General features: G+C 75.0%; 21 protein-coding genes, 2 tRNA genes and 2 pseudogenes. 6 read left to right on the forward strand and 19 right to left on the reverse strand.

Annotation, left to right across the window (positions count from 1 at the left end; translation table 11 throughout):
- Nucleotides 1–115: 115 nt before the first annotated feature.
- Both ABD353_RS34395 and ABD353_RS40620 read right to left on the reverse strand, forming a co-directional pair.
- Nucleotides 116–688, reverse strand: a complete 573-nt coding sequence (locus ABD353_RS34395; protein WP_344627655.1) for a YdeI/OmpD-associated family protein — start codon at nucleotides 686–688, stop codon at nucleotides 116–118.
- Between the two features lie 621 nt (nucleotides 689–1,309).
- Nucleotides 1,310–1,555: pseudogene (locus ABD353_RS40620) on the reverse strand (alcohol dehydrogenase catalytic domain-containing protein); the annotation flags it as partial.
- Nucleotides 1,556–1,699: 144 nt separating this feature from the next.
- On the opposite strand from ABD353_RS40620, the gene ABD353_RS34400 reads away from it, so the two are divergent.
- Nucleotides 1,700–3,280: a Na+/H+ antiporter gene (locus ABD353_RS34400; RefSeq protein ID WP_344627636.1), complete on the forward strand. Its 1,581-nt coding sequence runs from the start codon at nucleotides 1,700–1,702 to the stop codon at nucleotides 3,278–3,280.
- 140 nt (nucleotides 3,281–3,420) lie between these two features.
- Nucleotides 3,421–5,082 (forward strand): glucose-6-phosphate isomerase, encoded by a 1,662-nt coding sequence (pgi, locus tag ABD353_RS34405; protein WP_344627637.1) that lies wholly within the window; start codon nucleotides 3,421–3,423, stop codon nucleotides 5,080–5,082.
- Between the two features lie 69 nt (nucleotides 5,083–5,151).
- Here pgi and ABD353_RS34410 read toward each other — a convergent pair whose 3' ends face one another.
- The 7 genes from ABD353_RS34410 to ABD353_RS34440 form a co-directional block, all read right to left on the reverse strand.
- Entirely contained in the window at nucleotides 5,152–5,493 is a 342-nt protein-coding gene (locus ABD353_RS34410) for a hypothetical protein (protein ID WP_344627638.1), read from the reverse strand.
- Nucleotides 5,494–5,573: 80 nt separating this feature from the next.
- Nucleotides 5,574–5,647 (reverse strand) — tRNA-Lys (locus ABD353_RS34415).
- A gap of 66 nt (nucleotides 5,648–5,713) precedes the next feature.
- On the reverse strand, nucleotides 5,714–6,310 hold the full coding sequence (locus tag ABD353_RS34420) for a bifunctional DNA primase/polymerase (RefSeq protein WP_344627639.1): 597 nt from the start codon (nucleotides 6,308–6,310) through the stop codon (nucleotides 5,714–5,716).
- A gap of 133 nt (nucleotides 6,311–6,443) precedes the next feature.
- Nucleotides 6,444–6,845 (reverse strand): hypothetical protein, encoded by a 402-nt coding sequence (locus tag ABD353_RS34425; RefSeq protein WP_344627640.1) that lies wholly within the window; start codon nucleotides 6,843–6,845, stop codon nucleotides 6,444–6,446.
- 156 nt (nucleotides 6,846–7,001) lie between these two features.
- On the reverse strand, nucleotides 7,002–8,354 hold the full coding sequence (locus ABD353_RS34430; RefSeq protein WP_344627641.1) for an AAA family ATPase: 1,353 nt from the start codon (nucleotides 8,352–8,354) through the stop codon (nucleotides 7,002–7,004).
- Nucleotides 8,355–8,362: 8 nt separating this feature from the next.
- Nucleotides 8,363–9,943 carry a hypothetical protein gene (locus ABD353_RS34435; protein WP_344627642.1) on the reverse strand — a complete coding sequence of 527 codons (1,581 nt, stop codon included), beginning with the start codon at nucleotides 9,941–9,943 and terminating at the stop codon, nucleotides 8,363–8,365.
- 37 nt (nucleotides 9,944–9,980) lie between these two features.
- Complete coding sequence (locus tag ABD353_RS34440; RefSeq protein WP_344627643.1) at nucleotides 9,981–11,180, reverse strand: hypothetical protein; 1,200 nt, start codon at nucleotides 11,178–11,180, stop codon at nucleotides 9,981–9,983.
- Between the two features lie 284 nt (nucleotides 11,181–11,464).
- Here ABD353_RS34440 and ABD353_RS34445 point away from each other — a divergent pair, with 284 nt between their 5' ends.
- Entirely contained in the window at nucleotides 11,465–12,103 is a 639-nt protein-coding gene (locus ABD353_RS34445; RefSeq protein ID WP_344627644.1) for a histidine phosphatase family protein, read from the forward strand.
- Between the two features lie 34 nt (nucleotides 12,104–12,137).
- On the opposite strand, the gene ABD353_RS34450 is transcribed toward ABD353_RS34445, so the two are convergent.
- Nucleotides 12,138–13,526 carry an NsdA family TPR-like regulatory protein gene (locus ABD353_RS34450; protein WP_344627645.1) on the reverse strand — a complete coding sequence of 463 codons (1,389 nt, stop codon included), beginning with the start codon at nucleotides 13,524–13,526 and terminating at the stop codon, nucleotides 12,138–12,140.
- A 316-nt stretch (nucleotides 13,527–13,842) separates the two neighbouring features.
- Between ABD353_RS34450 and ABD353_RS34455 the strand changes: the two genes are divergently transcribed.
- Together ABD353_RS34455 and ABD353_RS34460 are read left to right on the forward strand one after the other, a co-directional pair.
- Nucleotides 13,843–14,340 carry a hypothetical protein gene (locus tag ABD353_RS34455; protein WP_344627646.1) on the forward strand — a complete coding sequence of 166 codons (498 nt, stop codon included), beginning with the start codon at nucleotides 13,843–13,845 and terminating at the stop codon, nucleotides 14,338–14,340.
- A gap of 141 nt (nucleotides 14,341–14,481) precedes the next feature.
- Complete coding sequence (locus tag ABD353_RS34460) at nucleotides 14,482–15,381, forward strand: spermidine synthase (protein WP_344627647.1); 900 nt, start codon at nucleotides 14,482–14,484, stop codon at nucleotides 15,379–15,381.
- 29 nt (nucleotides 15,382–15,410) lie between these two features.
- Here ABD353_RS34460 and ABD353_RS34465 read toward each other — a convergent pair whose 3' ends face one another.
- From ABD353_RS34465 to ABD353_RS34485, 5 genes are all read right to left on the reverse strand, one after another.
- On the reverse strand, nucleotides 15,411–16,163 hold the full coding sequence (locus ABD353_RS34465) for a hypothetical protein (protein WP_344627648.1): 753 nt from the start codon (nucleotides 16,161–16,163) through the stop codon (nucleotides 15,411–15,413).
- Nucleotides 16,164–16,220: 57 nt separating this feature from the next.
- Entirely contained in the window at nucleotides 16,221–17,684 is a 1,464-nt protein-coding gene (locus ABD353_RS34470) for a GH1 family beta-glucosidase (protein WP_344627649.1), read from the reverse strand.
- A 46-nt stretch (nucleotides 17,685–17,730) separates the two neighbouring features.
- Entirely contained in the window at nucleotides 17,731–18,609 is an 879-nt protein-coding gene (locus tag ABD353_RS34475; RefSeq protein WP_030275809.1) for a carbohydrate ABC transporter permease, read from the reverse strand.
- 3 nt (nucleotides 18,610–18,612) lie between these two features.
- Complete coding sequence (locus ABD353_RS34480; RefSeq protein ID WP_344627650.1) at nucleotides 18,613–19,620, reverse strand: carbohydrate ABC transporter permease; 1,008 nt, start codon at nucleotides 19,618–19,620, stop codon at nucleotides 18,613–18,615.
- Between the two features lie 128 nt (nucleotides 19,621–19,748).
- Nucleotides 19,749–21,077: an ABC transporter substrate-binding protein gene (locus tag ABD353_RS34485; protein ID WP_344627651.1), complete on the reverse strand. Its 1,329-nt coding sequence runs from the start codon at nucleotides 21,075–21,077 to the stop codon at nucleotides 19,749–19,751.
- 571 nt (nucleotides 21,078–21,648) lie between these two features.
- Here ABD353_RS34485 and ABD353_RS34490 point away from each other — a divergent pair.
- Nucleotides 21,649–22,719, forward strand: coding sequence for a LacI family DNA-binding transcriptional regulator (locus tag ABD353_RS34490; RefSeq protein ID WP_344627652.1), 1,071 nt, complete (start codon nucleotides 21,649–21,651; stop codon nucleotides 22,717–22,719).
- Between the two features lie 123 nt (nucleotides 22,720–22,842).
- On the opposite strand, the gene ABD353_RS34495 is transcribed toward ABD353_RS34490, so the two are convergent.
- From ABD353_RS34495 to ABD353_RS34510, 4 genes and pseudogenes are all read right to left on the reverse strand, one after another.
- Nucleotides 22,843–23,298: a DUF4442 domain-containing protein gene (locus ABD353_RS34495; protein ID WP_344627653.1), complete on the reverse strand. Its 456-nt coding sequence runs from the start codon at nucleotides 23,296–23,298 to the stop codon at nucleotides 22,843–22,845.
- 132 nt (nucleotides 23,299–23,430) lie between these two features.
- A tRNA-His gene (locus tag ABD353_RS34500) sits at nucleotides 23,431–23,506 on the reverse strand.
- Between the two features lie 214 nt (nucleotides 23,507–23,720).
- On the reverse strand, nucleotides 23,721–24,323 hold the full coding sequence (gene orn, locus ABD353_RS34505) for an oligoribonuclease (protein ID WP_344627654.1): 603 nt from the start codon (nucleotides 24,321–24,323) through the stop codon (nucleotides 23,721–23,723).
- Between the two features lie 5 nt (nucleotides 24,324–24,328).
- Nucleotides 24,329–24,699, reverse strand: a pseudogene (locus ABD353_RS34510) (hypothetical protein); the annotation flags it as partial.

Raw genomic sequence — 24,699 nt, forward strand, 5'->3', positions numbered from 1 at the left:
CGGACCCGCTGATTAAGAGTCAGCTGCTCTAACCAACTGAGCTAGCGGCGCCTGCTGACGTGGACAACCATACACGCTCCCGCAGGTCGGACGCACATCCGTATCCACCTGCCGTTCAGTGCAGCTTCTCCCCGGCGGCCAGCATGGCCACGAACTTCTCGATGCGGCGGGCGCGGGTCTCCGGCCGCTTGGCCTCCTGCACCCGGTGGAGGATCGAATACCGGTTGGTGCCGTCCAGCGCGGCGAAGTTCTCCGCCGCGGCGGGCACGGCGGCCAGGGCCGTGGCCAGGTCGTCCGGCACCGTCGCCGAACGGGGGCTGTCGTAGGCGGCCTCCCAGCGGCCGTCCGCCCGGGCGCGTTCGACCTCGGCGAGACCGGCCGGGCGCATCCGGCCGGCGGCGGCGAGCGCCTCCGCCTTCTCCCGGTTGATCTTGGACCAGCGGCTGCGGGTCGTGCGCGGCGTGAACCGCTGCAGCCAGTGCTGCTCGTCGAAGGAGCGCTTCTGCCCGTCGATCCAGCCGAAGCAGAGGGCGGCGTCCAACGCCCCGGGGTAGTCCAGCGACACCACGCCGGGGGCCTTCTTCCGGAGCTTCAGCCAGATCCCGGGGGAGGTGTCGTGGTGCGCGTCGAGCCAGGCCTCGAACTCCTCGGCGGAGTCGAAGGCGAGCGTGTCCTGCGGGTCGGCCATGCCCGCAGTGAACCACGGGCCACCGACGGGTGAGGCGGGATCAGTTCCGGGGGGCGACCACCGCGAGCGTCCCGCCGCCCCCTCCAGCCCGAGGACGGCGTCCGGCACCAGCCGGAAGGCGCCCTCCTCCCACAGCTCCACCAGTTCGCCGAGCTCGGCGGACTCGGCGGCGTCGACCGCGCGGCCGCCCGGCGGCGGCAGCGGGACGGCCACCCGGTCCGGGCCGCCGGCCAGCTCCGGCCAGAGCGGGGCGGTGCCCGGGCCGACGGCGTCCAGCACGGCGTCCACGCCCTGCGGGGCGGCCGCCCGGACGCGTTCGGCCAGCTGGGCGCCGTAGCCGATCGGCACTGCGCCGGCCTCGCGCAGCGCGGCGTACGCCCGTTCGGCGGCCACCGAGACCACCGCTGCCCCGCGGCGCAGCGCGAGCGCGACCGCGGCCCGCCCGGCCGCCGCGCCGGCGCCGTGCACCAGCAGGGTCCGGCCGCGCCGCACCCCGAGCCGGTCGAGGGCGGACCGCACACCCGCCGCGGTGACGGGCAGCAGCGCCGCCTCGGCCCAGGGCAGGGCGGCGGGCCGGTGCGCCACCCGGTCGGCGTTGGTGGCGGCGTCCTGGGCGCAGGCGCCGGACGGGCAGTGCCCGAGCACCTCGTCGCCGACCTCCAGGCCGTAGGTGCCCGGGCCGAGCTGCACCACCACCCCGGCGAACTCCGTGCCCGGCACCCCGGCCGGCGCACCGTCGGCCGGCGGCAGTCCGGCGGCCTCCACCCGGACGAGGACCTGCCCGGGTCCGGCCCGCGGCACCGCCGTCTCGACGGTCCGCGGGGCGCCGGCCGCAGCGCCCGGCCCCGGGTACTCCAGCGCCCGCACCGGCCACCTCCCGCTCCCGTGCCCGCTCCCGTCCGCGTGCCCGGCGAGCCGCGCCGGGCGGGTGCTTAGTCACATTTATGCTGATCTGCGGGGTAATGGACCGCATGTCGCACGGACCGGGGCGTACGGACAGGGAGTGGATGGGTGGCCCAGCTGTCGCTGCTGTTCCTGGTGCTCCTCGCGTCCGTGGTGACGATGCCGCTCGCCCGCCGCATCCACGTGCCGCAGCCGGTGCTCATGACACTGCTCGGCCTGGCCATGGCGCTCGTCCCGCAGATCCCCAACGTGCGGGTCGACCCGGACTTCATCCTGCCGCTGGTGCTGCCCCCGCTGATCTTCGCGGTGGCCCGCCGCTCCTCCGTGCGCTACTTCCGGGCCAACGTCCGGCCGATCCTGCTGCTGGCGGTCGCCCTGGTCGCCGTCACCACGACCGTGGTGGCCGCCGTCTTCCAGTGGCGGGTGCCCGGTCTGCCGCTCGCCGCGGCGGTGGCGCTCGGCGCGCTCGTCTCGCCGCCCGACCCGGTGGCGGCGGTCGCGGTGGCCGGCTCGATCGGCCTGCCGCGCCGCCTGGTCGCGGTGCTGGAGGGCGAGGGCCTGTTCAACGACGTCACCGCGATCGTCATCTACTCGCTGGCCATCGAGGCGGTGGTCAGCGGCCACTTCTCCGGCGCGGACGCGGCGCTGCGGCTGGTGCTGTCCGCGGTGGTCGCGGTCGTCCTCGGGATCGCCCTGGGCTGGCTGAACACCTGGCTGGCCGGCCGCCTCGACGACCCCACCCAGCAGGTCGCGCTCAACCTGCTCGTCCCGTTCGCCGCCTACACCCTCGCCGAGGAGGCGCACGGCTCCGGCGTGCTCGCCGTGGTGGTCTGCGCGCTGTACCTCGCCGACCGGGCCGCCGACGCGGACGACGTGTCCTTCCGGCTGGTCGGCAACGCCTTCTGGGAGATCGTCGAGATCCTGATCACCGGGGTGGCCTTCGGCCTGATCGGCCTGGAGCTGAGCACCGTGCTGGCCGACGTCCGCTCCAGCTGGCACGGCATGCTCGGCGACACCGCCTGGGTGATCGCCGCGGTGGTGCTCGTCCGGCTGCTGTGGCTGCTGCCCGCCGCCTGGATCTCCGAGCGGCTCACCCACGGCGAGGAGGACACCCCGATCAGCTGGCGCGAGACCGTGGTGCTCTGGTGGTCCGGGATGCGTGGGGTCGCCACCGTGGCGCTCGCCCTCGCGGTGCCGCTCACCGTGCACGGCGGCGGGGCCTTCCCGGCCCGCAGCGAGATCGTCTTCGTGGCCTTCTGCGTGGTGCTCTTCACCCTCCTGGTGCAGGGGCTCTCGCTGCCCTGGCTGGTGCGGCTGCTCGCCCTGCGCGACCACCCCGACGTCCACGACGAGGCGCTGCGGGTGCTGCGCTGGCGGGCCGCGAAGGCCGGACTGCGCCGACTGGAGGAACTGGAGGAGGAGCGCCGGCTGCCCGTCGAACTCGTCGACCGGCTCCGCGAACGCCAGCACGACCGGCTCGCCCGGCTCTACCCCGAGCGGTACGAGGAGGACGAGGCCGCCGAGGCCAAGCGCCGCCTCGCCCGCTGGCGGCAGGCGGCCGAGGTCGAGCAGGAGATGATCGCCGCCTCCCGCCGGGAGGTGCTGACGGCCCGTGGGGAGCCGGGCAGCGACCCCGGGATGGCCGACCGGGTGCTGCGCGAGCTCGACCTCCGCTCGGCGCGCAAGTGAGCAGGCCGGCCGGGGATAGGCTGGCCGCGGGCAAGGCCGTCAACGGAGTCGGCGCCAAGCACCACGCTGCCGCCGGACCTCGCGCTACCCTCCCGCCGGGCCCCGCAGGTAACGCATCCGGATGATTCAAGGAGCAACCGATGTCGGAGAACCGCCCCGGCTCTCGCATCCCCCTGGACCGAACCCCCCAGTGGGCCGCGCTGGCCAAGCACCGCGAGGAGCTGGGCGAGCAGCACCTGCGCGGGCTGTTCGACGCCGACCCCGAGCGCGGCAGCCGGTACACCCTGACCGTCGGCGACCTGCACGTCGACTACTCCAAGCAGCTGGTGACCGACGAGACGCTCGCCCTGCTGCGCGACCTCGCCGGCGCCACCGGCGTCGCCGCCCTGCGGGACGCCATGTTCCGCGGCGAGAAGATCAACATCACCGAGGACCGCGCCGTCCTGCACACCGCGCTGCGCGCCCCGCGCGACGCCGTGGTCGAGGTCGACGGCGAGAACGTCGTCCCCGCCGTGCACGCGGTGCTCGACAAGATGGCCGCCTTCGCCGACCGCGTCCGCAGCGGCGAGTGGACGGGCCACACCGGCAAGCGGATCCGCACCGTCGTCAACATCGGCATCGGCGGCTCCGACCTCGGCCCGGCCATGGCCTACGAGGTGCTGCGCTCCTTCACCGACCGCGGCATCGACGTCCGCTTCGTCTCCAACGTGGACGGCGCCGACCTGAACGAGGCGCTGGTCGGCGCGGACGCCGAGGAGACGCTGTTCATCGTCGCGTCGAAGACCTTCACCACCATCGAGACCGTCACCAACGCCGTCTCCGCGAAGAACTGGCTGCTCACCGAGCTGCGCGCGGACACCGACGCGGTCGCCAAGCACTTCGTCGCGCTCTCCACCAACGCGCAGGGCGTCGCCGACTTCGGCATCGACACCGCCAACATGTTCGAGTTCTGGGACTGGGTGGGCGGCCGCTACTCCTACGACTCCGCCATCGGCCTCTCGCTGATGATCGCCGTCGGCCCGGAGCAGTTCCGCGAGATGCTGGACGGCTTCCACCTGGTCGACGAGCACTTCCGCACCGCCCCGCCGGAGCAGAACGTCCCGCTGCTGCTCGGCCTGCTCGGCGTCTGGTACGGCGCGTTCTTCGACGCCCAGTCGCACGCGGTGCTGCCCTACTCGCACTACCTCTCCAAGTTCACCGCCTACCTGCAGCAGCTGGACATGGAGTCCAACGGCAAGTCGGTGGACCGCGAGGGCAACCCGGTGACCTGGCAGACCGGCCCGGTCGTCTGGGGCACCCCCGGCACCAACGGCCAGCACGCCTACTACCAGCTGCTGCACCAGGGCACCAAGGTGATCCCGGCCGACTTCATCGGCTTCGCCAAGCCGGTCGAGGGCCTGCTGCCCGGCCTGGTCGCCCAGCACGACCTGCTGATGGCCAACTTCTTCGCCCAGACCCAGGCGCTGGCCTTCGGCAAGACCGCCGAGGAGGTCGCGGCCGAGGGCGTGCCGGCCGAGCTGGTGCCGCACAAGACCTTCCGCGGCAACCACCCCACCACCACCGTGCTGGCCGCCGAGCTCACCCCGTCGGTGCTCGGCCAGCTGGTCGCGCTCTACGAGCACAAGGTGTTCGTCCAGGGCGCGATCTGGAACATCGACTCCTTCGACCAGTGGGGCGTCGAGCTGGGCAAGGTGCTGGCCAAGCGGATCGAGCCGGTGCTGCTCACCGGTGAGGGCGCCGAGAAGCTGGACAGCTCCACCGCCGAGCTGGTCGCGCGCTACCGCGCGCTGCGCGGCCGCTGAGCCCGCGGACGGCGGGACCGTCCCGGTATCGGGGCGGCCCCGCTGCCGTGTCCGCACCCTGACGGGCGGTCAGCGGCCCGCCGTCCAGCAGTTCGGGCAGCCGCCGGGCAGGTTCGACGGGCAGCAGGACGAGGGCGGCGAGGTCGGCCCGGCCGAGGCGTGCGGCGATCCGGTGGCGGCCGCCGGGCCCGGCGGCACCGGTGTGCGGCGGAGCTCCGCGGACCGGGGGAGCAGGGCCAGCAGCACGATCAGCGCCGCCCCGCCCAGCACCGCCAGGGTCACCAGCAGCCGGTGGCGCCACACCGCGATCCGGTGCGCGCGCAGCGCGGACGCCTCCAGGCCCTCGAGCTCGGCGCGGAGCCACTCCTCCCAGCCCGGCGGCGTACTGCGCGCGGGATCGTCGGGCGCCATGGACCGCGAGATTAGCAGTCGTGGACGTACCACGGAACGCCGAAGGCCCCCCGCTTCCGCGAGGGGCCTTCGACCGTCTGTGCGCCGCCAGGGACTCGAACCCCGGACCCGCTGATTAAGAGTCAGCTGCTCTAACCAACTGAGCTAGCGGCGCCTGCTGACGTGGAAGACTCTAGCAGCGGCTCCGGGCGGAGCCAAAATCGAATACCGCCGGGCGGGCTCAGGCCGACGGAGCCGGGTGCAGCGCCCCGGCGGGCTCCTCCGCAGCCTGCGGGGGGAGGGCCGGGAGGGCCGCCGCCCGGGCCTCGCCCCGCGCCGCCCGGACACAGGCCCACAGCACCACGGCCGCCCCCGGCAGCCACGGCTCGCGGGAGTCCGGGGCGACGATCCAGCGGCCGGCACCGAGCCCGGGCGACTCCGGGGCGTCCACCATCCGCTGCACCGGCGGCACGGTCACCGCGTCGCCCTTGCCGTGGCAGAGCAGCGGCGGGACGTCGCGCGCCCACTCCTCCCAGGCCAGCAGGGTGCGCAGCCGGGGCGCGGCGCCCGGCTGGACGAAGAGCAGGGTGCGTCCGCGGAAGGCGGCGACCGGGCCGCAGCCCGGGCCGGAGGACCACAGTTCGTCCAGCACCCGCCGGCCGAACAGCGACGGCATGCTGATCACGTCGAAGGCGCGGCCGCAGGGCAGCACGCTGGAGGCCCAGGGACGCGCCTCCCACAGGGCCCGCATGGAGCGCGGGTACTCGCTGGCCGAGGCCAGCCACGCCTCGCCGGCGACGGTGACGTACTCCACGGATTGATACGTCCAGATGTCCACCCCAGCAGCGTGGACCTCGCCGCCGCCGGACCGGGCGGAAAACGGGGTTCGCCGGACACCGCGCCGCGCCGCGGCGTACCCTTACCGGCCGCATATGCCAGAGGCCCGGTGCGGCGGCGTCGCCGCGGCCCGGTCAGTGCTCCGCGCTGCGCTGCTTCTGCAGGCCGCGGCCGTACTCGACCATCCGCACCGCGTAGTCGGGCGTCCAGTCCGCGCGGGCGGCGATCTCCGCCGGGCTCAGCGCGTCGAAGCGGCGGGTGTCGGCGAGCTGCGCGGCGGCGATCGCCTGGAAGTCGGTGGCGCGCTCCGCGGCGGCCCGGAAGGCCAGGGCCAACTCGGTCGATCGGCGCAGCAGTTCGGCCGGGTCCTCGATGGACTCCAGATCGAAGAACCGCTCCTGCTCGGGCTCGTCGGCCTGCGGCTCGAAGAGCAGCTGGGCCGGCCGCAGCCGGCGTGCGGGAGGGGTGCCCGGGCCCGGGGCGGCCTGCGCGGGGACCCCGCTCTGGTCGGACGCCTGTGCATGGGGATCGGGCATGGACGGACACCTCCGGAGACGCCGGTGACAGGAAAGGGCCGTCGTCCATTGTCGCGCGGCGGCGGCCGGTAGCGGAACGGTGTGCACCAGGTCGCTATTCCCGGTCGGGGCGCACGTGTCACCTGTGGTGCGCCCCCGACCCTTCCGCGTCCGCCGTCAGGACAGCGGCACCCGGTGCGAGGCCAGGTGCGCCAGCACGGCGTGGTTGGCCTCCCAGCCGTCCGGGAACTTCACCGCCACCCCCAGCTGCACCGGCTCCGCCGAGGGGTGCTCGTCGAGCAGCTCGGCGATGCCGGCCCGGGCCACCACGATGCAGGCGTGCCGGTGCCGCGAGGCCAGCACGCACAGCCGGCCGGTCTCCAGGTGGAAGGCCGTCGCGTCGGGCCGGCCCGACAGCGGGTGCAGCACCACCGTGACGTCGTACTCGCGGCCCTGCAGCCGGTTCGCGGTGTCCACCGTCACCGCCGGCCCGACCGCCGGGTCCACCGGCACGTCCAGCGCCGCCAGCGCCTGCCGCACCGCCGCCGCCTGGTCCCGGTGCGCGGTGCCCACCGCGATCCGGCCCGGCGCGACCGGGGCGGACCCCTGCTCGGAGTGCGCCGTCAGCCCGCGGTCCAGCAGCCGCCGGACGACCGCCGCCACCGCCGCCACCGCCTGCGGGTCCGTCCGCACGGTGTGCCGCGCGGGCAGCTCCAGCAGCGCCCAGCCGCTCTCCACCGCCTCGTCGATCGCCGCGTCCACCGGCGTGCCGTCCGCCCGGACGGAGGCCGCCAGCCGCCGCTCGCCCGGCCCCGTCCCCGACCGGAACGGCGTGTACGGGTAGAACGCCGCCGAGATCAGCGGCGCCGCCGAGGCCGGCAGCCGCCAGGACACCGGCAGCCGGTGCGGCCGGATCGCCGGGTTGTGCGCGAGCAGCGTCACCACCGCACTGCTCGACGGGTCGTACGACAGCCCGGCCCACTGGTCGGTGCCGACCACGGTGAACGGGTCCAGCTGGCCGGGGTCGCCGACGAACAGCGCCCGCTCGAACAGCCGGGCGACCGCCAGCAGTGCGTCCGAGCGCATCTGGTACGCCTCGTCCACGATCGCGTGCCGCCACGGCGCCTCGGTGCGCACCCACTGCCACTTCGCCGCCGTGGAGACCACCACGTCGTGCTCCAGCAGGTCGGCGACCTTCTCCGAGGCCGTCACGTTGCCGTGCCGCAGGGCCTCCGGCGCGGGCCGGGAGTCGCCCGCGTGCAGCCGGCCGATGGTGACGTCCGGCCCCTTGGCGGCCAGCCGGTCCACCAGGTCGTCGACCTGGCTGTTGGTCTGTGCGACGATCATCAGCCGCTCGCCGGAGGCCACCAGCTCGCGCGCCGCGCGGACCACCAGCGTCGACTTGCCCGCGCCCGGCGGGGAGTCCACCACCACCCCGCGCGGCGCACCCGGTGCCGGCCGCACCGCGGCCTCCAGGATCGCCGCCACGGCGGCGTCGGCGACGGCGCCCGGCGCCTGATCGGCAGTCATGCCCGCGGTCATTCCCACTCTTCCGTACTGTTCGCCGACATCGGAGCGGCGCCCGGCGGGCCGCCGTGCGTCCACGGGGTGTCCTCCGGATCGGGCAGCGGAGCCGACTGGCGGGGCGTCAGCTCGAAGAGCGTGAACACCACCCGCTCGCCGACCTCCGGCAGACTGCCCGGCTCCGGCTCCTTGCGCCGGCCCATCCCGGACACCACCCGCACCGTGACGGTGCCCCCGTCCGGGTCGAAGCCCGCGACCACCCCGCGCTGCGGCGTCGCCGTGCCGACCCGGTGCACCTCCCGCCCGGCGTCCGCGTGCGGACGGTCCGCGGTGTGCACCACCAGCAGCGGCCGAGGCTTCGCCGACCGACCGGAGGTGTCGTACTCCGGCACCACGGCGACCACCTCGCCCGCGAACGCCTCGCCGGTCAGCCGGTGCTCGGCCATCGCCAGCGGGTCGTCCAGCGCCTCCTGCACCTCCAGCCGGACCTGCTCGCGCTCGCGCTGGGCCAGCTTGCGGGCGGCCGTCACCGCGTCGTCCTGCTTCGGCTGCGGCGGCTCGCCGGCGGCCAGCCGGTCCCGGTGGCCGGTGTACGACCAGCGGTCGCCCTCCCAGCGCTCCGCGACGTGCCCGCCCTCCGGCAGCGCCCGCAGCAGGTCGAGCCCCTGCCAGACGTCCGCCCAGGTGGGCAGCAGCACCTGCTCCAGCACCCCGTGCAACTGCTCCGCGGCCCGCTTGACCAGCAGCTCCGCCCGGGCGTCCGCGGGGGCGGCCGCCCGGGCCGCGGCCAGCGCCGCGTCGTGCCGGACGATCGCCGGCGCCAGCACCAGCTCGTCGAACTTCGGGTCGGTGGCCGGACCGGCCGGCGGGTGCACCAGCTGCCCGTGCACGTCCCGCTCGCTCTCGGCCCGCTCGGCGGCCTCCGCGCCGGTCAGCCCGGCCGGTGCCAGGTGCCAGGCCAGCAGGGCGGCCAGGTGCTGGTCCTCGAGGTGGCTCTGCCCGGTCGCCCAGTGCCGGGAGAGCAGCGCCGTCATCGGCAGCAGCAGGCTGGATCCGGGCACCTGTGCACGGTCGGTGAGGTGGGTCAGCCAGCGGCCCAGCAGCGGCACCTGGGTGGGCGCCGGGTAGGGGCCCGGGTCGACGTCCTCCGCGGTGCGGCGGAAGCGCGTGGAGCGACCGATCAGCGCGAGGTGCCGCACCGAGCCGGTGTTCGGCACGATCAGCTGCGGAGCGTCGGCGCACAGCTCCCGCACCACCGGATTCCTCTCACCCGTCTCCGCGTCCCGCTCGGTGCCCTCGACGTGCTCCACCTCGTCGGCGAAGGACTCCAGGTACGGCAGCAGGTCCGCGCCGAAGCGGGCCAGGAAGTCGAAGCGCTGGTCGCGGTTGAGCGGCTGCGGCACGATGTGCAGCCGCGGGGCCGCCCGGTCGGTGCCCAGCATGACCGCCAGCGGCGCGCCGGCCTCGCCCGCCGCGGCCAGCGGCACCACGACCATCGGACGCTCCGACACGTGGCGGTGGCGCACCGTGGCCAGCGGCTCGGCCCGCCCGCTGCGGACGGCCTGCAGCCGGGCCAGCGTGGAGAGCAGGCTCACCGGGCCCACCGCCGGCGGCCCGCACGGCCCGCGCGGCTCACCGGACCACCTGCCCGAGGGCTTCGGCGCGCAGCGCGGCCGCGTACCGCAGCCGGGCGGGCGCCTCGTCGGCCTCCGCGTCCTCCGCCGGGCCGCCCGGCTCCGCGCCGGCGGCGGCCAGCGCCGCGCCGACCGTGCGGATCGAGCCGAGCTCGCCGCGCACCCCGCGGCCCAGCTGCTCCACCACGTCCGAGCAGCGGGCCTGGGCGCGGCAGTGGAAGCCCAGCTCACAGGTGGAGAGGCAGTCCGGGCTGTACGCGGCCGGGACGGAGCCCACCGCGGCCGCCAGCTCCTCGGCCGGCCGGGTCGGCGCGCCGCCCTCGTCCGGCGCCAGGTCGAAGCTGGTGCCCTCCGGCAGGGCGGCGACCAGCTGCCCGACGCCGGTCATCCGGGACAGCTGGCGCCGGGTGGTCGCGAGCTCACGGCGGACGTCCACCGCGGCCGCGGTCGGCCGGTTGGAGAAGTCCCTCGGGCAGACCAGCAGCACCGTGGTCGACGGGCTGCCGGGCAGCTCCTGCGCGCGGTACGGGTCCGACTCGGCCGGCACCCCGGCCAGTGCAGCCGCCGTCTCCTGCAGCGCCAGCACGTACACCGCCGCCTGGCGCGCCGCCGCGCCGACCTTGGCCGGGTCCGCGGAGCCGTCCAGCACCGGGAAGGACTTGATCTCCACCACCGTGCAGCGGCCGCCGTGCACCAGCACCGCGTCCGGCTCCAGGTGGGCCGGGCTGCCGGCCACCGTCAGCCGGAGCATCGGGTGGTCCAGCAGCGTCCAGAGCGCGGGGTCGGCCACCGCCTCGGCGAGCGCCTCCCGGGTGCGCTCCGCCCGCACGGCCGGCGAGGAGCGGCGCAGCAGGTCCGGCACGGCGAGCGGGGTGCCGCTCTCCTCCGGCAGGCCGAGGTGGCGGCGGAGCGGTTCGAGTAGCGCCGCGTAGCCGTCGTCCTTCAGCCGGGCCTCGAAGACGTTGCCGCGGGCGAGCGCGAAGGGGGACTGGCCGAACGGGGCCGGCCGCCCCAACTGCCGGGCGACGGCGCCCTTGTCGACGCCGGCGGCGTCCAGCAGCGAGCGGCGGCGGCAGCCCGGATTGGCGGCGAGCGCGGCGAGGGCGCGGGCGTCGAGACTGCGCTGCGGCGCCCGGCCGCGCAGCTCGGAGAGCCGCTGCGCGAGCGGCTCTGACTGCCCCAGGAGCGAGACGTTCATGGTGCGGCCCAGTGTTGCATCCGCCACCGACAATCGGGGGCGGGACCTCCGGATCGACCCGCCCCGGCCCCGCCCCGAGCCGAAGGGCCCGCCGGTGCCGAAAGGGAGGAGGGAGGGAGCGCGGCGACGGAGCGACGACCGTCGGCGCCGGGTCAGGAGGGCCCGGAGGCGAGCGGGCGACAGAACAGCCCCCACCGGCGGGCGGCCGCGGGGTGCGGGATCATGGTGACCCGGCCCTCAATGGCGAGCAGGCCGCCGCGAACCCTGCTGCGAGGAGTCCACCCATGCCCGCCCGCATCGTGCTCGTCCGCCACGGCGAGACCGCATGGTCGGCCACCGGCCAACACACCGGCCGCACCGACGTGCCCCTCACCGAGGAGGGCCGCGCGATGGCGCGCGCCCTCGGCAAGCGGCTCGCCCGCGCCCCCTGGAACGGCCTCACCGACGCCGTCGTCTACACCAGCCCGCTCTCCCGCGCCCGCGAGACCGCCGAACTCTCCGGCTTCGGCGCCCGCGCCGTCGACCGCCCCGAGCTCCTGGAGTGGGACTACGGCCAGTACGAGGGCCGCACCGGCCACGACATCCGCGAGACCGACCAGCCCGGCTGGCTGATCTGGCGCGACGGCGTCCCCGGCGGCGAGAAGCTCTCCGAGGTCGCCGCCCGCGTCGACGGCTTCCTCGAAGAGCTCCACGGCACCCACGGCGTCCCCCACCCCGAGACCACCACCATGCACGCCGCCGACTGCGACGTGGTGCTCTTCGCCCACGGCCACCTGCTGCGCATCCTCACCGCGCGCTGGCTCGGCCTGGCGCCCGAGAACGCCCAGCGCTTCAAGCTCGGCACCGCCGCCCTCTCGGTGCTCTCCTGGGAGTACGGCCTGCCCGCCGTCGAGATATGGAACGACCACAGCCACCTCGACTGACGGCAGCACCTGGCGGTCCGTCCCGTACGGACCGTCAGGCCGCCCCCACCGCACCGTCGTACGCGGACAGGAACTCCGCCACCTCCGGCACCGCGCCGTGCCCGCGCAGCCGTCCGGCGGTGCCCGCCAGCATCGCCCGGATCCGCGCCGAGCGGACACCGCCGAGCAGCACCACCGCCGCCGAGCCGTGCCCCGCCGCACCCGCCAGGTCGCCCAGGCCCAGCCGGTCGTGCGCCAGCTCCGCCGTGTACAGCGCCCGGTTGCGGACGAACTGCGGCTCCTGCAGCGCCATCGCCAGCTCCGCCCGCCGCCCGGCGACCTCCCACTCGCCCAGCGCCGACCAGCACTGCGCCTCCAGCCCGGCCAGCTCGGCCTCGCCGAAGAAGGACATCCACTCCGGGTCCGCCTCCGACGGCCCCCGTTCGAACAGCGCCGACGCGCGCGCCAGTGCCCGCTCGCAGGACGGACGGTCCCTCAGCACCGCCCAGCCGCCCGCCTCGCGCAGCGACAGCAGCGCCAGCAGCCGGGCCGACCCGAGCCCCTTCGCCGCGGCCTGCCCCGCCTGGGCGGCCCGCAGCGCCTCCCGCGGCCGACCGGCGTCCCGCGCCAGGAACGCGCTGTTGCAGAACACGTGCGCCTCCAGTGCCGCGTCCCCCGCCATCCGCGCGGTGGCCAGCGCCTCCGAGTAGAACGACCTGGCGTCCGCCAGCCGGTTCGAGTCGTGCGCCAACCAGCCCACCGAGATCGCCAGTTCACCGGCGCCCGACTGCAGCCTGCGCTCCGCCGAGGGCGAGTACGTCCCCTCGTTCAACAGGACGTACGCGCTGCGCAGCGACTGCCCCGCCCGCTCGAACAGGGCGTCCGCGCCCTGCGCGTCGTCCAGCAGCCGGATCTCCCGGACGGCCCGCTCGACCCCCTCGATCTCGGCCTGACCCACCCGGCGGGGCGCGGGCACGGGCAGGGCGGCCGGCCCGGCGAAGGCGGCGGCCGGAGCGGCGCCGTCCAGGCCCAGGGCGGCCGCCAGGGCGGTCGGGCCGCCGGTCAGGAACGTACGGCGGTGCACGTCGTCGTTCTCCTCGTCGCAGTGGTGCGGAACGCCGGGAGCGGACACGGCCGGCACCGCGGCCTCCACCGGGCGGCCGCGGACGGACGTCCGCGGCACGAAGCCCAGGTCGGCCAGCGACCGGCCCGGCCACATGTGCCGGAACACCCGCTCGTAGGCGTAGTTGGGGCAGCGGATCTCGCCCGACTCGACCCGGCCGACGTAGCGCGCGTCGCAGGACACGTGCTCGCCGATCTCCCGGGCGGCCCGGCGGACCGCGGTGGCGAACTCCCCCGGGGAGAGGTCGCCGCGCAGCTCGCGCATCACGGTGTTGGGAACGGCCGGCTCGGGCCGGGGCCCGCCGGGACTCCTGGCTGCCATGGCTGCGCTCCGAGAGTCGTGCAGGGTGGCGCCGCGGCGAACGCCGCGCCTGCGGGCCGGTGGGGGGTCCGCTCGGTGCCGCCACGACAGTACCGGCAGTCACCGCACGGATGCGGCGGGTGAGCGGAACCGTACGGGGCAAACGCGGACAAACCCCTCGGCGGTGCCGGGTTCTGCCATGAAATGCCATGTCTTGCCACGGACGCGCCCGTGGCTTTGCGTGCCCCATCCGCGTTGTCCTGTTACGTGGACGCCCCGCATCCCGTCCCCCACGCGAGCGGGCCCGGGCGTCCGACCTGACGACAGGAGGTCCCCAATGGCCGCCCGAGCACCGCAGCACCGCCGGCCGAGCGCCCCCGGGCTGCCCGCCGGAGTGGCCCCGGCCCTGCTGCCGGAGGGCACGGACGGCACCCGGTCGGCCGGCGGGGGCGGCACCACGGGCGCCCGGTCCGCCGGACGGCCGTCGGCCGGCGCAGCGGCCGGGACCGGCTACGACACCGTCACCGTCTCGGTGCGGCACGGCCTGGAGGCCGTCGACATCCTCCGGCTCCGCGGCGCCTGCGGCGCCGTCCTGCAGAGCCGCGGCGGCGCCGCCGTCTCCTTCCTCGTCCCCGCCGGGACCGCCCGCGGCTGGCACCTCCCCGGCAGCTCCTGCAGCCCCGGCGCCGTCCTGCTGCCCGCCACCGACCCCCGGTGGATCATGGCCCCGGCCGGCCCGCAGGCGCTGGCCCGGCCCACGGACGCCTGGGTGCTGCGGTCGGCCCTGTGCGAAGCCGCCTGCACCCTCACCGCGGGCGGCCTCGGCCCCTTCTGAGGCGGGCGGCCCCGCCCGGGCCGGCCGCCGGGGGCACCGGCGATTGCGGGAAGGCGTACGGTCGGGGCCCTGTGATCCGCACCGTTCCCCGTGCCCCTCGTGGTGCACCGCCCTGTCCCGCGCCCCTGGATAATCGGGGGCATGGGACGTGGCAGGGGCAGGGCCGAGGCGGTGCCGGAGGCGACGGGGGCGGAGGGACGCAGCCACCGGCAGGGACCGCTGGCGGTGAGGGTGGACTCCGGGACGGCCGAGCTGAAGCCGGACCGGGACCGGCCGCGGGCCTGGCAGCTGCTGCTGGACGGCGCCCCGCAGTCCCTGGTCGACCTGGACGACCCGACCCACCTCGGCTTCGAGTACCAGCGCCGGATCGGCCACCTGATCGACCTCGCCGCCCCGCCCGGCCGCCCGATCACCGTCCTGCATCTGGGCGGCGGCGCCCTCACCCTGCCCCGCTACGTGGCGGCCACCCGGCCGCGCTCCCGGCAGCAGGTCGCCGAGATCGACACCGCGCTGACCGAGCTCGTCCGCACCGAACTGCCGCTGGAGCGCGGCTGGCAGATCAAGGTGCGCGGCGCGGACGCCCGGGCGGTGCTGGAGCGCGCCCCGGAGGGCGGCGCCGATCTGGTGGTCGCCGACGTCTTCTCCGGTGCGCGGGTGCCGGCGCACTGCGCGACCGTGGAGTTCGCCGCGCTGGCCGCCCGGGCGCTCGCCCCCGGCGGGCGCCTGGTGGTGAACGTCACCGACGGTTCGTCACTGGCCTTCGCCCGGGCGCAGACCGCGACCCTGCTCGCGGTGTTCCCGGAGGTGTGCCTGGTGGCGGATCCGGCGGTGCTGCGCGGCCGCCGGTTCGGGAACCTGATCCTGGTGGCCGGGACGGCGCCGCTGCCGCTGGAGGAGCTGGGCCGCAAGGTCGCCTCGGACGCGGCGCTGGGCCGGGTCGAACACGGCCGTGCCCTGGCGGACTTCACCGCGGGGGCCGCCGCGGTCACGGACGACTCGGCCGTCCCCTCGCCGGCACCCCCGCCGGGCGTCTTCCACTGACCCGGGCCGGCACGGCGTCCCGGATGCCGTCAGTGGCCGCTGGGCAGTCCGCGGTGCTTGTACGTGGCGAGGGCGGTGAGCAGCAGCCCCGCCAGGATCGGGACGGCCACCGCGACGGCGTCCGCGCCCTCGGCCCGGACGGCGGGCGCGGCACCGAAGGCGTCCTCGCCGGCGGCGGGCCGGGGCCGGTCGGCGGACGTCCCGCGGGCGGCGGGGGCGCGGGCGCCCGCCGGTCGCAGTGCCGGTGCGGGCTCCGCGGCCGGCCGGGGGGCCGGGACCGCACCCTCGGCGGGGGTGGCCCCGGTGGGTGCGGGCGGCGCGGACGGGTCGGCGGGGCCGGGGGCGGCGGAGGCGTCCGGGGCCGCGGCGGGGGCGGAAACGGCACCGCCGTCCCCCCGGGGAGACGGGGGGACGGCGGGGAGCAGAACGGCGGCGATGGCGAAGGCGTCGGGCACGGTGGCGGCCTGTCCCGGTAGTGGCAGGCCGTCCACCCTGATCCGGTCCCGGAGCACCTCCTCGACCGGTCCGGTCTGCTGCTCGACGACGGGGACGGCGTCCCCGCCGAGGCGGTGGAGGAGAGCCGGGGCGCCGACCTGGTCGATCAGGCCGGGCCCCGGCCCTTCGGCGGCTGCGGCGTCGCAGATCCCCAGCCCAAACCCCCACAGCTGGGCGAGGATCGCGCCGCCGGCCGCCAGCTTTCCGGCCCGTCGGCGGACGTCCCGGTGGGGAGGTCCGCCGCGGGGGCGGTCGGGCCGCGGTGGTGCCGCGTGACGGTGTCGCACGTGAGAGGAGAACGAGCGAACCCGGTCGGAGTCACGCGGCGTGGTGACGCACCGTCATCACGCGGACGGGACGCCGTGGTCCAGGCGGCCGGTGCGGATCGCCTCGGAGTACCAGCGGGCGCTGGTCTTGGGCGTGCGCACCAGGGTGTCGTAGTCGACGTGGACGATGCCGAAGCGCTTCTCGTAGCCGTACGCCCACTCGAAGTTGTCCATGAGCGACCACAGGAAGTAGCCGCGGACGTCGGCGCCGGCGGCGATCGCGTCGGAGACGGCGGCGAGGTGGCCCCGGACGTAGGCGGCCCGCTCGGGGTCGTGGACGCTGCCGTCGGCGGAGACCTCGTCCTCGAAGGCGGCGCCGTTCTCGGTGACCATCAGCGGCAGGCCGAACTCGCGGTGCAGCGCGATCAGCGAGTCGGACAGCCCGGTCGGGTCGATCGGCCAGTTCATCGCGGTGACCTCGCCGGGCGCGAGGTGGAAGGCGACGTCGTCGGCGCCCGGCCAGGGCGAGGAGGAGCTCTCGCCGTGCCCGTCGTGGCGCGGCAGGTTCTTGGCGTTCTCGACCGAGGAGACCAGCGTCGGGTTGTAGTAGTTGAGGCCGAGCAGGTCGAGCGGCCGGGAGATCTCGGCGAGGTCGCCGGGCTGCACCAGGGCGTCCCAGTCGACGAGGTGGGCGGTGTCGGCGAGCAGGTCCTCGTCGTAGCGGCCCTTGAACATCGGGCTCGTCCAGATCCGGTTGCCGACCGCCTCGATCCGGCGGGCCGCCTCCAGGTCGCCCGGGTGCGGGCTGTGCGGCCGCACCGCGTGCAGGTTGAGCGAGACGGCCAGCTGGGCGGAGGCGGGCAGCGCGGCGCGCAGGGCGCCGACGGCGAGGCCGTGGCCGAGGTTGAGGTGGTGGGCGGCGCGCAGCGAGTCGCCCGGGTCGGTGCGGCCGGGGGCGTGCACGCCGGAGGCGTAGCCGAGGAAGGCGCTGCACCAGGGCTCGTTGAGGGTGGTCCAGATGCCGATCCGGTCGCCGAGGGCCTCGGCGGCGATGCCGGCGTACTCGGCGAAGCGGTACGCGGTCTCCCGGTTCGGCCAGCCGCCGGCGTCCTCCAGCTCCTGCGGGAGGTCCCAATGGTAGAGGGTGGCGACCGGGGTGATGCCGTGGGCGAGCAGCTCGTCGGCCAGGGCCCGGTAGAAGTCGAGCCCGCGCTCGACGGCGGGGCCGCGGCCGGTGGGCTGGATGCGCGGCCAGGAGAGCGAGAACCGGTAGGCGGTGAGTCCGAGGTCGGCCATCATCCGGACGTCCTCGCGGAAGCGGTGGTAGTGGTCGACCGCGGTGTCGCCGGTGTCGCCGTTGGCGACCTTGCCCGGGGTGTGGCTGAAGGTGTCCCAGATCGAGGGGGTGCGGCCGTCCTCGGCTGCGGCGCCCTCGATCTGGTAGGCGGCGGTGGCCGCACCCCAGGCGAAGCCCGGCGGGAAGGCGCCGGCTCGGTCCTCGGCCGCGAGGTCGGCCGGGGTGTGCGGATCGGTGACGGTCATACGGGAGCGCTCCCATAGTCAGGTGTGGGACGGGATGGACGGCGGGTCAGCTCTTCACCGCGCCGGCCGTGATGCCGCCGACGATGTGCTTGCCCAGGACGGCGAAGATCAGCAGCAGGGGCAGGGTCCCCACCAGTGCGCCGGTCATGATCACCGCCTGGTTGATGTCGTGGCCGCTGCCGCCGCCGATGGAGGACAGCGCGACCTGGACGGTCGGGTTCTGCTGGGTGAGCACCACGAACGGCCAGAAGAAGTCGTTCCAGGACTGCACGAACACCAGCATGCCCAGCACGGCCATCGCGGGACGCGCGATCGGCAGCACGACGTGCCAGATGATCCGCAGACTGTGCGCGCCGTCCACCCGGGCGGCCTCGATCAGCTCCAGCGGGAGCGCCTCCAGCAGGAACTGCCGCATGAAGAAGACGCCGAACGCGGCCACCAGCGAGGGCAGGATCACGGCCTTGAGCTGGTTGCCCCAGTTCAGGTCGGTGATGATCCGGTACAGCGGGATCACGCTGAGCTGCGGCGGGATGGTCATGGTGGCGACGACCAGGGTCAGCAGCGCGTTGCGGCCGCGGAACTGCAGCTTGGCGAAGGCGAAGCCGGCGAGGGTGGAGAACAGCACCGTGGAGAGCGAGACGCAGCCCGCGACGACGGTGGAGTTCAGCAGCGCCTTGCCCATGTCCGCCTGGTTCCAGGCGGTGGTGATGTTGGTCCAGAGCTCGCCGCTGGGCAGCATCGGCGGTGGCGACTGGGCCACCCGCTCGCCGGTGTTGCTGGCGGCGACGAACGTCCAGTACAGCGGGAAGAGCGAGACCACGGCGGCGATCGCGAGGACCGCGTACGTCAGCGGGCCGGCCTTGTCCTGGTCGCCGGCGCCGGGGCGCAGCCGCCGGCGCAGCGGGGCGGTGGAGATGACGGCCATGGTTCAGCCTCCCAGCTTGGTGCGGTTGCGGCGGGCGATCAGGGTCTGGACCGCACCGATCAGCAGCAGGATCAGCAGCATCGTCCAGGCCACCGCCGAGGCCCGGCCCAGCTGACGGCTGGGCCAGCCCAGCTCGTACATGTAGAGGCCGAGGGTCTGGTACTGGTGGGCGGAGCCGCCGCTGACGCCGACACCGCCGCCGAAGAGCAGCGGCTCACCGAAGAGCTGGGTGGCGCCGATCGTCGACACGATGATCGTGAACAGGATGGTGGGGCGGATCGAGGGGATGGTCACCTTGGTGAACTGCTGCCAGCGCGAGGCGCCGTCCAGGCTCGCGGCCTCGTAGAGGTCCTTCGGCACGGCCTGCATGGCGGCCAGGTAGATCAGCGCGTTGTAGCCCGTCCACCGCCAGGCGACGATGGTGGCGATGGCGATCTGGGACGGCCAGCTCTCCGAGTACCAGTCGGTGCGGTCGATGCCCACCATGGAGAGCAACCAGTTGATCATCCCGTAGTCCGGGTTGAACAGCTGGACGAAGACCAGGGTCGCCGCGGCGATCGAGGTCGCGTACGGAGCGAGGACGGCCACCCGCAGGAAGCCGCGGCCGCGCATCCGGTAGTTCAGCAGGTGCGCCAGGCCCAGGGCCATCAGCAGCTGCGGGACGGTGGAGAGCACCCCGATGGTGAAGGTGTTCCGCAGGGCCGTCCAGAACTGGTCGGTCTCCCAGAGCCGGGTGTAGTTGTCGATGCCGCGCCAGTCCATGACGTCCTGGTTGAGCAGGTCGACGCGGTGCAGCGAGAGCCAGCCCGTCCAGATCAGCGGGAACAGGCCGAACGCGGCGAAGCAGAGGAAGAACGGCGCGATGTACGCGTACGGCGACGCCTTGAGGTCGAGGCGGTAGAGGCGCGAGCGCCAGGCGGAGCGCTGCGGGGCGGCCGGGGTGCGGGGGCCGCCGGGTGCGGTGGTCGGCGCCGAGCCGTCCTCGGCCGCGGCTCGGATGGAGGTGGCCACTGGGTAGGTCCTTCCCGGGAGTGGCTGTCGGCTGTGGTGCGGGTGCCCGGCCGGGCGCGGGGCCCGGCCGGGGGGGGGGGGGGGGGCGGGCCGGGCGGGCGGACCGGCGGGTCGCCGGTCCGGGTGGGTCAGCCGTTCACCTTGTCGTCGACCAGCTTCACGACGTTCGTCCAGGCCTTGGCCGGGTCGGTGCCGTGCTCCTCGATGTCGAGGATGCCGTTGTCGGTGATGATCGTCTTGACGGTGCCGTCCTGCTCGCCGATCGGGGCAGGCTGGATGCTCTTCGCGGTGGAGGCGAAGATCTGGCCGGTCGGGGTGTCGCCGAAGTAGTCGAGCTTGGCGCTCTGGACGGCGGGCAGCTCCAGGCCGGCCGTGGTCGAGGGCAGGTTGCCGACCTTGGTGAAGACCTTGGCCTGCTGCTCCGGCGCGGTCAGCCAGGCGGCGAGCGCCGCGGCCTCCTTCTGGTGCTTGCCGGCCTTCGGGACGGTCAGGAAGGCGCCGCCCCAGTTGGAGGCGACCGGCGGGGCGGCGATGTCCCACTTGCCCTTGCCGGAGTCGCCGGAGTACTTGCTGATGATGCCGGTCATCCAGGACGGGCAGACCACGGTGGCGAACTTGGCGTTGGCGAACGCGGAGTTCCAGTTGTCCTGGAACTGGCGCAGACCGGCGCTGATCTTCGCCTGCGAGGCGCTGACGGCCACGTTCCAGGCCTTCTTGACGCCGGCGCTGTCCTTGTAGACGAGCTTGCCGGAGTCGTCCGAGTACTGCTGGGTCTCGGCCGAGAGCGCGGCGTTGAACAGGCCGCTCGCCGAGTCGGTGAAGAAGGTGCCGGCCGGGGCCTTGGCCTGGTACTGCTTGCCGGCGTCGACGAACTTCGACCAGTCGCCCGCCCACAGCTTGGCGACCTCGGTGCGGTCGGTCGGCAGGCCGGCCTGCTGGAAGAGGTCCTTGCGGTAGCAGACGGCCATCGGGCCGATGTCGGTGCCGAGGCCGATCAGCGAGCCCTTGGCGGTGGTGGCCTGCTTCGACTTCCACGGCAGCCAGGCGCCCGCGTTGACGCCGTCGGTCTTGGAGAGGTCGGTGAACTTGTCGCCGAGGGTGCCGGTGGCCTGTGCGATGTAGCCGACCTCGACGGCCTGGATGTCGGAGAGGCCGCTGCCCGAGGCGAGGTGCGTGGTCAGGGCGTCCCAGTACTTCTGGCCGTCCTGGGTGGTGTCCGCCTTGATGGTGACGTTCGGGTGGGCGGCCATGTACTCGTCGTAGAGGCCGGCCTCCTTGTAACCGAAGGTGCCGAAGTCGCCGACGGTCAGGGTGATCTTCTCGCCCGCGGCCGACGATGCGCCGTCCGACCCGCCCTTGTCGCCGCTGCTGCTGCACGCGGTGAGCAGCAGGGCGGAGGAGGCGATGACGGCGGTGGCCAGGACGGCCGCTCTGCGGGGGCGGGAAGTGCTGCGCATGGCGTTCTCCTTGTTCCGGGTGGGGCATCGGGTGGTGCTGCGCGGTGGGTGGTGCGGTGGGTGGTGCGGTGCGGCTTCGGAAGGTGGTGCGGTGCTGCTGCCGGGGTGTTGCCCGGGTGTTTCGGGTGTCCCGGGCGTTGCCGGGGCGTGCGGGCCGGTCGCGGCCGTGCCGACCGCGGGAGACCGGTGCCGGTGGTCCGCCGGACGTGCCCGTCGGACCGCGGTGGGGGCGCTGTTGCCGGGGGCGATTCGCCACTAGAGTGTGGGAGCGCTCCCACAGCGCATGCCGGAAGGTTCCTTCGTCGCGGGGTCGGGTGTCAAGGGCTGACGTCGTATCCGTTGCCGGAGCGTGTCCTGGGAGTCGCGAAACGGTGTCCTGGCGACACCGGTCTCCGGCCCACGCGGACTTCCGCGTACGGTCGGGCACGGGGCCCCGCCGGCCGGTCGGACCGGGCGGCGGGCCCGGTCGGGGGGAGCGCGGTCGTTCCGCGGGTTCCCCGGCGGCCGAAACCGGCCACAATGAGCAGCAATCGGCCCGCAAGGCGCCATGAGGACTTCCAAGAGGTGAGCGATGAGCCAGACCGCACAGCCCCCCGCAGGGCCCGTGGGCGGCGCCGGGGCGGGCGGCAGGAGCTCCGCGCGCCCCACGCTGGAGGAGGTGGCCGCGCTGGCCGGGGTCGGGCGCGGCACGGTGTCCCGGGTGATCAACGGCTCGCCCCGGGTGAGCGACAAGGCCCGCGAGGCCGTCCAGGCCGCCATCGCCGAACTCGGCTACGTGCCCAACCGGGCCGCCCGCACCCTGGTCACCTCGCGCACCGACTCGGTCGCCCTGGTGGTGCCCGAGGCGGAGACCCGGCTCTTCTCCGAGCCCTACTTCTCCGACATCATCAGCGGCGTCTCGGCGGAGCTCGCCGAGACCGACATGCAGCTGCTGCTGATCCTGGTCCGCAACCAGCGCGAACGGGAACGACTTTCGGCCTATCTGACCGCACAGCGGGTGGACGGCGTACTCCTCGTCTCCGTGCATCAGGACGACCCGCTGCCGAGCCTCCTGGAGAGCCTGGAGATCCCCTCCGTGCTGGCCGGCCGCCGCGGCGACCTGGAACCGCTGAGCTACGTGCACGCCGACAACGCGGGCGGCGCCCGGATGGCCGTCCGGCACCTGCTGCGCCGCGGCTGCCGCGAGGTGGCGACCATCACCGGCCCGCTGGACATGGAGGTCGCCCAGGCCCGCCTCGGCGGCTACCGCCGGGCCCTGGAGCAGGCCGGCCGACCCTACGACGAGGAACTCGTCGGGCTCGCCGACTTCACCGAGGAGGGCGGCCGGCTGGCGATGCGTGAGCTGCTGGAGCGTCGGCCCGACCTGGACGGCGTCTTCTGCGCCTCCGACCTGATGGCCGCGGGCGCGATGCAGGTGCTGCGCGCGGCGGGCCGCCGGGTGCCCGACCAGGTCGCGGTGATCGGCTTCGACGACTCGATCGTGGCCCGGCACACCGACCCGCCGATGACCAGCGTCCGGCAGCCGATCGAGGAGATGGGGCGGACGATGGCCCGCCTGCTGCTCGACGAGATCGCCGAACGGGGCCGCGCACGGCGGCAGGTGGTGCTCGCCACCGAGCTGGTGGTGCGGGACTCCGCCTGAGCCCGGCGCGGACCGCGCTCGGCAACGGCACCGGCCGCCCGGCCTGCCGTCCGGACCCTTCAGGGGCTCGGGGCGGGCCGGGCGGCCGGTGCTGCCCGGCCGTCACGGCCGGGCTGCCGGGGCTCAGCCGTTGGGGCGGAGCGTCCAGGTGATGGTCATCACGCCGGTCACGGCGCCGTCGGCGCGGGTGATCTCCACGGTGACCGGGAACTCGGGCCGCTCGCCCTTGTCCAGCTCCGCGACGACCTCCTCGGCCGTGCGGCCGAGGGTGGCGGTGGCGGTCACCTCGCCCATGGCGAGCTTCTTGTAGGCGATCTCGGCCTTCACCGCGAGCGGCACGGCCCGCGACAGCTGGTCGGAGAACGCGGCCAGCACGATGCAGCCGCTCGCCGACTCGGCCAGCGTGAACATGGCGCCCGCGTGCGGGCCGGCCACGTGGTTGTGGAACTCCGGCTGGTCCGGCAGCCGGAGCACGGCCCGCTCGGGGCTCGTCTCCAGGTACTCCAGTTTGAGCGTGCGGGCCATGGGGACGGTGGAGTCGAGCAGCTGCCCGATCGAGGGTGTGGTCATGGCCGTCATGTTACTTGTCGGTAGCTTCGCGGGGGAGGGGTGTCCCGCCCCGCCCGCGCAGGCCGGGCCCGCGCCGCGCTGCCCCGCACGCGGAAACGCCGGAGGGCCCGATCTCGTGAAGAGATCGGGCCCTCCGGCTCTTGGGGTGAGTGACGGGACTCGAACCCGCGGCCACCTGGACCACAACCAGGTGCTCTACCAACTGAGCTACACCCACCATCATTCGGGGCGTTCCCGCTCCGACAGGAAGAACTCTACAGGATCCGAGAGGGTGCTCGCGCCAGGGTTTCGAACCGGGCCCCGCGCTGATGCTCTGGTGGGAGCCGGTGCGCGGCGGGCCGCCGGCCGGACCCGCCCCCGGGTGCGGCGGCACGGGGTGCGGGGGGGCCGGCGGGGCCCGCGGCCCGCCGGACGCCCCGCCGCGCGGGCGGTCAGTCGACGGGCCGCTGGTACTTCGCCGCGATCTCCCGCGCCGCGTCCCCGTCCGGGCCCGGCTGCGGGACGAACACCGCCTCGCGGTAGTACTGGAGTTCGGCGATGCTCTCGCGGATGTCGGCGAGCGCGCGGTGGTTGCCGCCCTTCTGCGGGCTGTTGTAGTACGCCCGCGGGTACCAGCGGCGGGCCAGCTCCTTGATCGAGGACACGTCCACGATCCGGTAGTGCAGGTGGCCCTCCAGCGCCGGCATGTCCCGCGAGAGGAAGCCGCGGTCGGTCGCCACCGAGTTGCCGCACAGCGGCGTCTTGCCGGCCTCCGGGGCGTGCTCCCGGATGTAACCCAGCACCAGCTCCTCGGCCTCCGCCAGGGTCACGCCGTCCGCCAGCTCGTCGAGCAGCCCGGACGCCGTGTGCATGGCGCGCACGACGTCCGGCATGTTCTCCAGCGCCTCCGCGGGCGGACGGATCACCACGTCCACGCCCTCGCCGAGGACGTTCAGCTCGGAGTCGGTCACCAGCACCGCGACCTCGATCAGGGCGTCCCTGTCGAGGTCGAGGCCGGTCATCTCACAGTCGATCCACACCAGACGGTCATTCACGCCACTCACCCTACGGCGCGATCGCGCGAGCCGGACAGCGTCCGGGCCGCCCGGTCGCGCCGCGCCGCACCCGCAGGGCCCTCGCCGTCCCCGGACGGGTCGGCGGGCCGCCGCTCGCCCGGCGCCGGATGCCCGGCCCCGCCGGCGGCCGCGTGGTCGGCCCGGTGGCCCTGGCCCTGGCCGCGCGCGCTCGGCTGCTCGTAGCCGCTCTCCTCGGCGACCGCGTGCTCCACCGGACGGCCCGCGGAACGGCCCCCGGTGCGGTCGCTGGCCCGGCCCCCCGGCCGGTCGGCGACCCGCGCGCCGGGCTGCTCGCCGACCCGTGCCGGCGCCGGGCGCGGGCGCCGCCCGGTGGGAGGGCCGGGGTGTGGGGGCG

Origin of the sequence: Kitasatospora arboriphila, from assembly GCF_039528095.1 — a bacterium.
Taxonomy (GTDB): domain Bacteria; phylum Actinomycetota; class Actinomycetes; order Streptomycetales; family Streptomycetaceae; genus Kitasatospora; species Kitasatospora arboriphila.